Below are 9126 nucleotides of genomic sequence, written 5' to 3' on the forward strand. Positions count from 1 at the left end.
TCAGCCGTCACCCGTGCGACGCGTTCCACCGGTGCGCCGCTGGGCCACCGACCCGCTCGCCCCCGTCCTGGTGCTCGCCGTGGGCGCGATGCTCGCCGCCGCGTACGGGCACCCGCTCACCTGGGCGGTGCTCGGCGGGCTGGCGGGCTACACCCTCTCCGGCTCGGTTTGAACGCGCAACAGCGCGTACGCGCTGGCCTCGCCCGGGCGGCGAGATCGGAATCCGCAGGGGAAGCTGCTCACCCTGTTCGTCCTGGGGCTGCTCGCCGGCGGCCTGCTCAGCGGGTTGGTCCTCGGTGCGCTCTCCGGGCTGTCGGCGCCGTTGCCGCCGGCCTGGCGGTACGGGGCGATCGTGGGGGTGGCGCTGCTGGGGTTGCTGCGGGAGACCGGGGTGGTGACGATCCGCATGCCGCAGAACGCCCGTCAGGTGCCGCAGGACGTGCTGCGCCGCAGCCCCTCGCGCGGGGCACTGCGATTCGGCTTCGAGCTCGGCACCGGCGTGCGGACGTACGTCTCGGCCACCGCGCCGTACGTGCTCGCCGTCGCGGTCCTCCTCGGCGGTCAACGCCTGCAGGTCGCCGCGCTCGCCGGGGTCGGTTTCGGGGTGGGGCGCGCCGCCACCCCGCTCTTCCGGCGCGCCTCCGGCGCGGTCGAGGGCTGGGACGCCGACCTGCGGGCCCGGCTGCGCGTCATCACCGTCGGCGGGTGCGCCGTGCTCGCCGCCGGCTTCGCCCTGCTCTTCCTGCACCAGTTCTAGCGGCGGGAAGGGCCTGTCGCCCGGTCGGTGGCCTCAGTCCGGCAGGTGGTCGAGCAGGAGACCGACGCCGACGGCGACCATGCCGAGGCCGGACAGGCGACTGACGACCCGGGCGGCGACGGGTCGGGCACGCAGCACGGCCCGGGCGAGGCGCCCGATCATCGTGTAGAACGCGGCACAGGAAAGGGTGAACATCAGCCCGAGCACGCCGAGCTGCACCGCGATCGGCCAATCCCCCGCCGGATCGGTGAACTGCGGCAGCAGGGCGAGGAAGAGCAGCAGCGCCTTCGGGTTCAGGCCGCTCACCCCCACCCCACGCGCCAGGACGGACCAGCGTCCGCGCGGCTCAGGCCCGTTCGGGTGCTCAGCCGTCGGGGCGGGACCGGCCGGGTTGGCGAGAGTGCTGGTCCCCAGCCAGATCAGGTAGAGGCCACCGGCGAGGGTGAGCACCGTCAGGGCCATCGGCGTACCGGCGACGAGCGCTCCGGTGCCGGCGGCGACCACCAGCGTCATCGCGGTGTAGCCGAGCACCAGGCCGCCGACCGCCGGGGCCACCGGGTCGCCTTTCAACGCGGCGCCGAGGGTGAACGCCCAGTCGGCGCCGGGGACGACGATGAGCAGGAGGGCCACCGCCCAGAAGGCGAGCAGCGAAGTGACGTCCATGGCAAACTCTTCCATCGATGAGGCTCGTAGTGGAAACGCTATGCGTCATCGGCCGGGAAGTGGTTCCATCTTTGCCGTCGACGCCCCGCCCCTTGAGAAGGATCTGTTACGTGGACCGGATCGACCGGAAGATTCTTGCTGAGCTGCAGTCCGACGGCCGGCTCACCGTCACCGACCTGGCGGCCCGGGTCGGGCTGAGCGTCTCCCCCTGCCACCGCCGGCTGCGCGAGCTGGAGCGCGCCGGCACGATCCGGGGCTACCGCGCCGTGGTGAACCCCGCGGCCCTCGGCCTCACCTTCGAGGCACTGCTCTTCGTCACGATGCGCCAGGAGGACCGCGACACGCTGCTCGGCTTCGAGGCGGCGGTCGCCCGGATTCCGAACGTGGTGCAGGCGCAGCGACTCTTCGGCGACCCCGACTACCTCCTGCGGATCGTCACCGCCGATCTCGGCGCCTACCAGCGCCTGGAGGACGACGTCCTCGCCACGCTGCCCGGGGTGCAGCGGCTGACCTCGACCCTGGTCATGAAGAACGTCGTCACCGAGCGTCCGCTACCCGCCTGAGCGGGTGCGGGCGGCGATGACGAACGCCTCGACGATCAGCCAGATCCGCTCGGCGAGCCGGCCGGCGTCGGCGACGCCGAGCCCGGCCACCAACCGATCGAGTTCGGCGCGGGCGTCGCGCAGGTAGGTGATTCCGGGCGAGCCGGGCCGGTCAGCGGCGTCCGGCCGCCGCGTCGGCGGGGTCGTCCGCGGTTGCCGGCACCACGCCGTAGAGCAGTCGCAGGGTCGCGTCGGTGAGCTCGTCCAGCAGGTCGTCGTCGGACTGCTCGTCCGGGTGGGCGAAGGCCTGCGCGAACATGAGCAACCGCAGGTTGACCACCATGAAGGCCAGCAGCTCGGGTCGGGCCGGCACGGTGCGGCCCGAGCGGGCGTCGCGCTCGATGCGCCGTCGCATCGCGCCACATCCGGTGGCGAGCGCCTTCTCTCGGACGGCGAGCACGTCGGGCCCGGGGTCGGGGGAGAGGAAAGCTTCGCTCAGCCAGCGACCGTCGACCTTCCAGCGCTTCAGCCCACTCGCGAACCCCCGCCGCAGCGCGGCGCGGTCGAGGCCGTCCGACTCCAGCCACTCGCTCATCTCCTGGTCGAACGTGCCGCCCGTCTGGGCGCACACCTCGGCGAGGAGGGCCTGCTTGGACTCGAAGTAGAAGTAGAAGCCGGAGCGGGTGATGCCGGCCGCGGCGGCCACCTCGTCGATGGTGATCTGGGCCACCGGCCTGCTCCGCAGCAGGCCCACGGCGGCATCGAGCAACGCCCGCTCGCGTTGATCACCCTTGGTGGGCCCGCGTCGGCCTCCGGAAGCTGCCATGCCGCCACTCTACCTCGCGTCAAAGGTAGTCGACGTCACGTCGAATTTTTTTGACGCTCTGTTGAAAAGGCAGCTCGTCCGGCCTAGCTTTGGCGCGTCGCCAAGCGAAAGTGAGCATCACGATGTCGAACCCGGTCGATCACCGGCCCGCCACCCGGCTGCTGCTGCCGGTCGCCGCCTACGGCGTGCTGCTGCTCACCGTCCTGCAGTCAATGGTCGTGCCGATCCTCGGTCAGATCCAGGTCGCACTGGACTCGACGGCCGGCGCGGTCAGCTGGGTCCTGACCGTCAACCTGCTGGCCGCCGCCGTGCTGACGCCCGTCCTGGGCCGGCTCGGCGACCTGCGCGGCCGGCGGGTCGTGCTGCTCGCCGTACTCGCCGTCGTGCTGGCCGGGTCGTTGCTCGCCGCCACCACCGACAACCTGCCCCTGCTGTTGCTCGCCCGCGCGATGCAGGGTGTCAGCTACGCGCTCTTCCCCCTCGGCATCGGCATGCTCCGGGACGAACTGCCGCCGACCAGGCTCACCGGCCCGATGGCCATCGTGAGCGGCGCGGTCGCGGTCGGCAGCGGCCTCGGCCTGGTCGCCACCGGCCTGCTGGTCGGCGACGGCGGGAACTACCACCGGGTCTTCTGGCTCGCCAGCGCGCTGAGCGTCGTCGGCCTGGTCGCCACCTGGCTGGTCGTACCCCGTCGGCGGCCGTCCGCCACCGGCCGCATCGACTGGGCCGGGGCCGGCCTGCTCGGCGCCGCGCTGGTCCTCCTGCTGCTTCCACTGGAGAAGGGGAACGACTGGGGCTGGAACTCCGCCCGGGTGCTCGGGATGTTCGCGGCGGCGGTCGCCGCCTTCGCCCTCTTCGTCCTGGTGGAACGGCGCATCGCCCAGCCGCTGGTCAGCCTGCGCATGTTCAGCCACCGCCCGCTCGCCATCGCCAACCTCGCCGGGCTGCTGCTCGGCGCGCTGATGTTCGTCGGGTTCCTCACCGTCTCGGCGTTCGTGCAGACGCCACCGGCCCTGGCCGGGTACGGCTTCGCCGCGACGGTGCTCGCCACCAGCGTGGTCTACCTGCTGCCGGGCACGCTCAGCGGTGTCATCACCGCGCCGCTCGGCGGCCGGCTCGTCGCCCGGTACGGCGCGAAGCCGACCTTGGCGGTCGCCCTGATCCTGCCCGCGGGCGGGTTCCTCCTGCTGGCCGTCCTGCACTCCGCGACCTGGCAGCTCATCCTCGGCGCGTTCCTGATCCTGAACGGCGTCACGCTGGGCTACGCGGCCCTGCCGGCGCTGCTGGTCGCGCACGTCACGCCCGCCGAGACCGGCATCGCCAACAGCGTCAACTCGATCGCCCGGTCGGTCGGGAGCGCGATCGCCAGCGCGCTGGTGGTGACCATGCTCAGCCGCAACCCGGTGCCGGGCCTGCCGGTGCCGCTGCCGCAGGTGTCGCAGTACGTCGTGATCCTCGCGGTGGCCGCGGCCGTCGCCGCGCTGGCCGCGGTGCTCGTCCTCGTCGGACTGCCGCGCCGTGCGCGGACGGTGGTGACGCCCGCGCAGGTCGAGGCGGAGGACGTGCTCGGCGCCGCCGGGCTGGACATTCCCGCCCCGCTGCGCCCCGCGCCGGCCAGCTGACCGCACCGCCCGACCCGACCCGGGCTCGCCCGGCCCGGCGCGGACGCGGCTCGACCCGGACGCGACTGGGCCGGCGCGGGCGCCGACCCCGGGACCGACGGCGCCCCGCACCGCACCGCACGGGGCGCGGCGGGGCACCCCTCCGGCGGGCCGGTCGGCGAGTGGGGAGACTGGCGGCATGTCCTCGACGATGCTGGTGCTCGGGCCGAAGCTATGGGTGGCAATGGCCGTGCTGGCCGCCACCGCGGCGGCCGTGGCGACGCTCGGGCGGCTTGGGCACGGTCGGCAGATCCTGGTCGCCGCCGGCCGCGCGGCGGCCCAGCTGACGGCCGTGTCGCTGCTGATCGCCGCCATCGTCGCCTCGCTCTGGGCGACGGCCGGCTTCGTCGTCCTGATGTGCGTGGTGGCGGCCGGAACCGCCGGCCGGCGGATCACCCGCGGCGCGCGCGGCTGGTGGGCGGGGGTACCGATCGTCGCGGGCAGCCTGGCCGTCGTGGCGGGACTGCTCGTCGCCGGCCTGGTGCCGGCGCGCGGGATCGCGGTCATCCCGGTGGCCGGCATCCTGATCGGTGGGGCGATGACCGCCACGTCGCTGGCCGGCCGGCGGGCCCTCGACGAGCTGACCGGCCGGCGGGGCGAGGTCGAGGCGGCGCTCGCGCTCGGCTTCCTGCCCCGGGACGCGGTGCTGCTGGTGTGCCGTTCCGCGGCCGCCCAGGCGCTGATACCGGCGCTGGACCAGACCCGCACGGTGGGCCTGGTGACCCTGCCCGGGGCGTTCGTCGGCGTGCTGCTGGGTGGGGCGAGCCCGCTGGCGGCCGGGATCACGCAGCTCTTCGTCCTGATCGGGCTCCTCGCCGTGGAGGCCGTCGCGGTCGTCATCACCGTCGAGCTGGTGGCCCGGGGTCGGCTGCGTCCCGCCGAGCCCGTGCCGGCCCTGGCCGGATAGCACCGGGCCGGCGCGTGTCGAACCGGTCGTCGGCCCGGCACCGGTCAACCCGGTCCTCGCGGACGGCCGAAGGTCGCGGGGCTCGGCCGAACTCGTTGGCTTTCCGCCGGGGCCCGCCTATGGTGGGCGCATGCCACTGGCCGGTCCGGGTGCCGCCACCGTCACGACGCTGACGGCGGTTCATGCTGCCCACCGGTCGGCCTCCGTCTCGCTGCGGGTCTGCCCGTCCGCCGGTGGGCGCCTCGTGCCCGCCCGGGTCACCCGAGAGCTGGCAATGTGCGTCCCGACCGGCCGTGGCCCACCGGCGAATCCGTTTACCACCGCAACGGACGCCAAGGGCGAAGCTTTCCGCTTCGGCCCTTTTTCTTTTTCCCAAGGAGATCCACCATGAGCAGCGGCATCGAACAGCGGGCCGAGCGGGACCGGCTCGCCGATCTACGAACGTCCCTCGCCAAGGAGTTCGAGGCCCAGACGGCCAGACTCACCGAGCTCACCGCCGACACCGGCGACCCGGGCCAGGACCACACCCAGTCGGCGCTCATCGCCGCCACCCGGCAGAGCCTCGACGAGGTCGCCGGCGCGTTGCGCCGCATCGCCGACGGCAGCTACGGCGTCTGCGAACGGTGCCAGGGCGACATCCCCGCGGAGCGGCTCGAGATCCGGCCGCAGTCCCGCTTCTGCGTGCCCTGCCAGCAGAAGCAGGGCCGCTGAGTGGCGGGGGCCGCCGTGCCCGTGCCGGGCACGGCGGCCCCACGGGCGGTCGAAGAGTGATCGCCGCCGGATGGTGATCCGGCCGGCCAGCGTGAGGACCCTCCTGAGTCGGCCGACGAGAATGCCGCACGCCCGGGGCCGGGCGCCGCTGGCCTACGAGTCCGCCCTGGTGGCGCCGCCGGAGCATCCCGCGCCGGCCTGACCGTCGGCGTGCTGCGCGCAGGCGTCGCCGGGCGCGGTGGCACCGTCCGCTTCGCCGACCACGGCCGCGAGCGTCGCCTGCAGGTGCGGGCAGGTGGCGAGATCCTCGTGGGCGCAGTCGAGCACCGCGTCTACCAGGCGCAGCGAGGCCTGCGTGCGGGCGAGCCGCTCGGCGAGGTCGGTGCGGTGTCGGGCCAGCACCCGCCGACGTACGGCGGGATCGGCGTTCTCCACCACGGCGCGGATGTCGTCGAGGCTCAGTCCCGCCTGCTTCGCCCGCACGACGATCGCGATCTGGCGCAGGTGCTCAGGTGCGTACCGGCGGCGGTCGGTGCCGGTACGGGCCGGCGACAGCAGGCCCATGGACTCCCAGTGCCGCAGCACGTGAGCGGGCAACCCGAACCGCGCCGCCGCCTGCCCGATGGTCAGCTGGGCCGGGCTTGACGTCATGTCGGCATTAAGTCGCAGGCTGACGGCCATGTCAACGCACTCCGGCACCGACCGGATGATCCGTCTGTTGGACGTCGCCGACGACCTTCCCGGCGCGGCGGCCCTGCGCGCACGCTCGTACGATCTGCTGGCTCCGCTCCCGGACGCGGTGGTGGTCGACGTCGGTTGTGGAACCGGCCGGGCGGTCGCGGAGCTGGCCGCGCGCGGTGCCCGACCGATCGGGGTGGACCGCGACGAACGGATGGTCGCGGTCGGCCGCGACCGGTGGCCCGGGGCGGACCTGCGCGTCGGGGACGCCCTCGGCCTGCCGCTGGCCGACGGTGCGGTGACCGGCTACCGGGCGGACAAGGTGTTGCACGAGCTGCCCGACCCGGCCGCCGCCGTGACCGAGGCGCACCGGGTGCTCGCCCCGGGCGGGCGGATCGTGCTGCTGGGCCAGGACTGGGATGCGCTGATCGTCGACGCGGACGACGCCGAACTCACCCGGGCCGTCGTGCGCGCCCGCGCGGACGCCATCACGAGCCCGCGGGTCGCCCGCCGCTGTCGCAACCTGCTGCTGGACGCCGGCTTCGACGCGCCCGCCGTCGAGGTGCACACCGGGGTCTTCACCGACCCGGTGATGCTGCCGATGCTGCTCGGGCTCGCCGAGGTCGCCGCCGCGACCGGCGCCGTCGCACCGGACCGGGCGGAGCGGTGGGCTGCCGAGCAACGCCAGCGGGCCGAGCGGGACCGACTCTTCCTGGCCGTGCCGATGGTCCTCGCCGCCGCACCTCGGCCGTAGCGCGACCCCGAGCGGTCGAGTTTCGCGAATCCGTCCGCTGGTCCCGGTCCGCGCCGACCGGGACCAGTGGTCTCTGTCCGCCGCCCCGGCCAGCGGTGCCGGGGCGGCGGATTGCTCAGCAGCGGGGCACGCCGGGGATGTAGCCGCTCTGCCCGGTGTAGACGTAAGCGTCGGAGACGTAGCGGTTGGTGCCGATCCGGTTCCAGACGTTGGTGGTGCCGTACGGGCCGGTGACCGTGCTGCCGGCGGCCTGGCAGTAGATGCTGACCGTGGCGCCGTCGGCGACCGTCCCGACGACCGGGTAGCTGGCGCCCGGCCCGGAGCGGACGTTCAGGTTGGCCGAGGAGGTGTCCACCGTGCCGGAGCCGATGCCGGTGACGCCGTTGACCAGCTGCAGGTAGTAGGTCCAGTTCCAGTTCGGCCCCGGGTCGGTGTGGGTCGCGCCGGGCACCTCGACGTGCCCGATGATGTGCGCCCGGTCCCGGGGGATGCCGTACTTGGCGGTGAGGCTGCGGGTGAGCGCGGCGGAGGCGCGGTACATCGCGTCGGTGAACCAGGCGGGGTTGTCGACGTACCCCTCGTGCTCGATGCCGATCGACTGGGTGTTGTAGGTCCAGTTGCCGGCGTGCCAGCCGATGTCCTTCTCCCGGACCGACTGGGTGACCGCGCCGTCGGAGGAGCGGAAGGTGTAGTGCGCGCTGACCTTCGCGGCCGGGTTCTGGAACCAGCTGATCGAGCCGGCGTACGAGCCCTGCGTCATGTGGATGACGACGTAGCGGATCGGGTGGCTGGTGGGCCGGCTGGCCACGGTGTAGTTGCTGGTGCTGGCGGGCGCCCACGCCGCGGGCGGGTAGTCGGTGCTGAGGGTGCGGACGTCCGCCGGCCCGGCGGCCCGCTCCAGCGGCCCCCGCTGCGGGACGATCGCCTGACCGGCCACCGCCGCACCCCGCTCCGAACTGAAGCCGGTGCGCAGCAGGTCGTAGACGGCGTCGGCGTAGAGCCGGGCGACCGACGGGTCGCTCGCGCCGCCGTAGCGGGCGACCGGCCCGTACCACCGGCCGGCGTCGTCGCGGTCGGTCGCGGTGAGGCCGGCCTGGTCGGCGTACCCGCGCAGCACGGCGGCCGCACCGAGCACGTTCGCCGCCGGGTCGGTCCGCAGCACGGCCGGGTCGAGGCGGGTACGGGCGGCCGCCTCGTCGAGGGTGCGCAGCCGCGGGTTGCGGACCAGGTGCATCAGCCCGTACCCACCCGCGGCGCTGGGCTCACCGGCGTGCATGTCCAGCCGGGTCTCCGCGTAGCCGAGCGCGACGAGCAGGTCGCGGGGCACGTCGTACCGGTCGGCGGCGGTGTCGAACGCGGCGGTGAGCGGTCCGTCCGGGGCCGCCGCCCGGACCGGGTCGGCGACACCGGGCGAGGCGGTCGCGAGCTGGCCGGTCAGTGCGGTGGTCAGGGCGAGCAGGCCGCCGAGCAGGAGCCGGGCCGGGCGGGCGGGAGGTGCTGCGGGCATGTGCCACTCCTTCCTGGGGTCGGGCGCCCCGGTGGACGCGGCGCCCCGCCCGGGGGGCCCCCGGTCCCACCACCACCAGATAAGGAGCGGTATCACCCAGCAGCAGTTAAGCACGGGGGA

The 9126-nt window shown here is 74.1% G+C and carries 11 protein-coding genes; 7 read left to right on the top strand and 4 right to left on the bottom strand.

Features of this window, described 5'->3' with window-relative positions:
* Positions 1 to 13: 13 nt before the first annotated feature.
* Positions 14 to 172: a hypothetical protein gene (locus tag AB0C04_RS24045; protein ID WP_357058236.1), complete on the top strand. Its 159-nt coding sequence runs from the start codon at positions 14 to 16 to the stop codon at positions 170 to 172.
* Positions 173 to 286: 114 nt separating this feature from the next.
* Positions 287 to 757, top strand: a complete 471-nt coding sequence (locus AB0C04_RS24050; protein WP_357058238.1) for a hypothetical protein — start codon at positions 287 to 289, stop codon at positions 755 to 757.
* A gap of 33 nt (positions 758 to 790) precedes the next feature.
* Here the strand turns inward: AB0C04_RS24050 and AB0C04_RS24055 are convergent, their stop codons facing one another.
* On the bottom strand, positions 791 to 1420 hold the full coding sequence (locus AB0C04_RS24055) for a LysE family translocator (protein WP_357058240.1): 630 nt from the start codon (positions 1418 to 1420) through the stop codon (positions 791 to 793).
* Positions 1421 to 1530: 110 nt separating this feature from the next.
* Here AB0C04_RS24055 and AB0C04_RS24060 point away from each other — a divergent pair, with 110 nt between their 5' ends.
* A complete protein-coding gene (locus AB0C04_RS24060; protein WP_350873207.1) occupies positions 1531 to 1983 on the top strand; it encodes an Lrp/AsnC family transcriptional regulator in 453 nt (150 codons plus the stop codon).
* Positions 1984 to 2134: 151 nt separating this feature from the next.
* Here AB0C04_RS24060 and AB0C04_RS24065 read toward each other — a convergent pair whose 3' ends face one another.
* Positions 2135 to 2788 (bottom strand): TetR/AcrR family transcriptional regulator, encoded by a 654-nt coding sequence (locus AB0C04_RS24065; protein WP_357058242.1) that lies wholly within the window; start codon positions 2786 to 2788, stop codon positions 2135 to 2137.
* A 122-nt stretch (positions 2789 to 2910) separates the two neighbouring features.
* On the opposite strand from AB0C04_RS24065, the gene AB0C04_RS24070 reads away from it, so the two are divergent.
* From AB0C04_RS24070 to AB0C04_RS24080, 3 genes are all read left to right on the top strand, one after another.
* Positions 2911 to 4410, top strand: a complete 1500-nt coding sequence (locus AB0C04_RS24070) for an MFS transporter (RefSeq protein WP_357058244.1) — start codon at positions 2911 to 2913, stop codon at positions 4408 to 4410.
* A gap of 178 nt (positions 4411 to 4588) precedes the next feature.
* A complete protein-coding gene (locus AB0C04_RS24075; RefSeq protein WP_357058246.1) occupies positions 4589 to 5356 on the top strand; it encodes an ABC transporter permease in 768 nt (255 codons plus the stop codon).
* 387 nt (positions 5357 to 5743) lie between these two features.
* Positions 5744 to 6067 (top strand): TraR/DksA C4-type zinc finger protein, encoded by a 324-nt coding sequence (locus tag AB0C04_RS24080; RefSeq protein ID WP_357058248.1) that lies wholly within the window; start codon positions 5744 to 5746, stop codon positions 6065 to 6067.
* 153 nt (positions 6068 to 6220) lie between these two features.
* On the opposite strand, the gene AB0C04_RS24085 is transcribed toward AB0C04_RS24080, so the two are convergent.
* A complete protein-coding gene (locus AB0C04_RS24085; RefSeq protein ID WP_357058250.1) occupies positions 6221 to 6718 on the bottom strand; it encodes a MerR family transcriptional regulator in 498 nt (165 codons plus the stop codon).
* Between the two features lie 28 nt (positions 6719 to 6746).
* Between AB0C04_RS24085 and AB0C04_RS24090 the strand changes: the two genes are divergently transcribed.
* The gene (locus tag AB0C04_RS24090; protein ID WP_357058252.1) at positions 6747 to 7499 is read left to right on the top strand and encodes a methyltransferase domain-containing protein; all 753 of its coding nucleotides are present in this window, start codon (positions 6747 to 6749) and stop codon (positions 7497 to 7499) included.
* Positions 7500 to 7614: 115 nt separating this feature from the next.
* On the opposite strand, the gene AB0C04_RS24095 is transcribed toward AB0C04_RS24090, so the two are convergent.
* Positions 7615 to 9006, bottom strand: a complete 1392-nt coding sequence (locus AB0C04_RS24095; RefSeq protein ID WP_357058254.1) for an N-acetylmuramoyl-L-alanine amidase — start codon at positions 9004 to 9006, stop codon at positions 7615 to 7617.
* Between the last annotated feature and the right edge of the window lie 120 nt (positions 9007 to 9126).

The organism is Micromonospora sp. NPDC048909 (assembly GCF_040649635.1).
Classification (GTDB): Bacteria; Actinomycetota; Actinomycetes; order Mycobacteriales; family Micromonosporaceae; genus Micromonospora.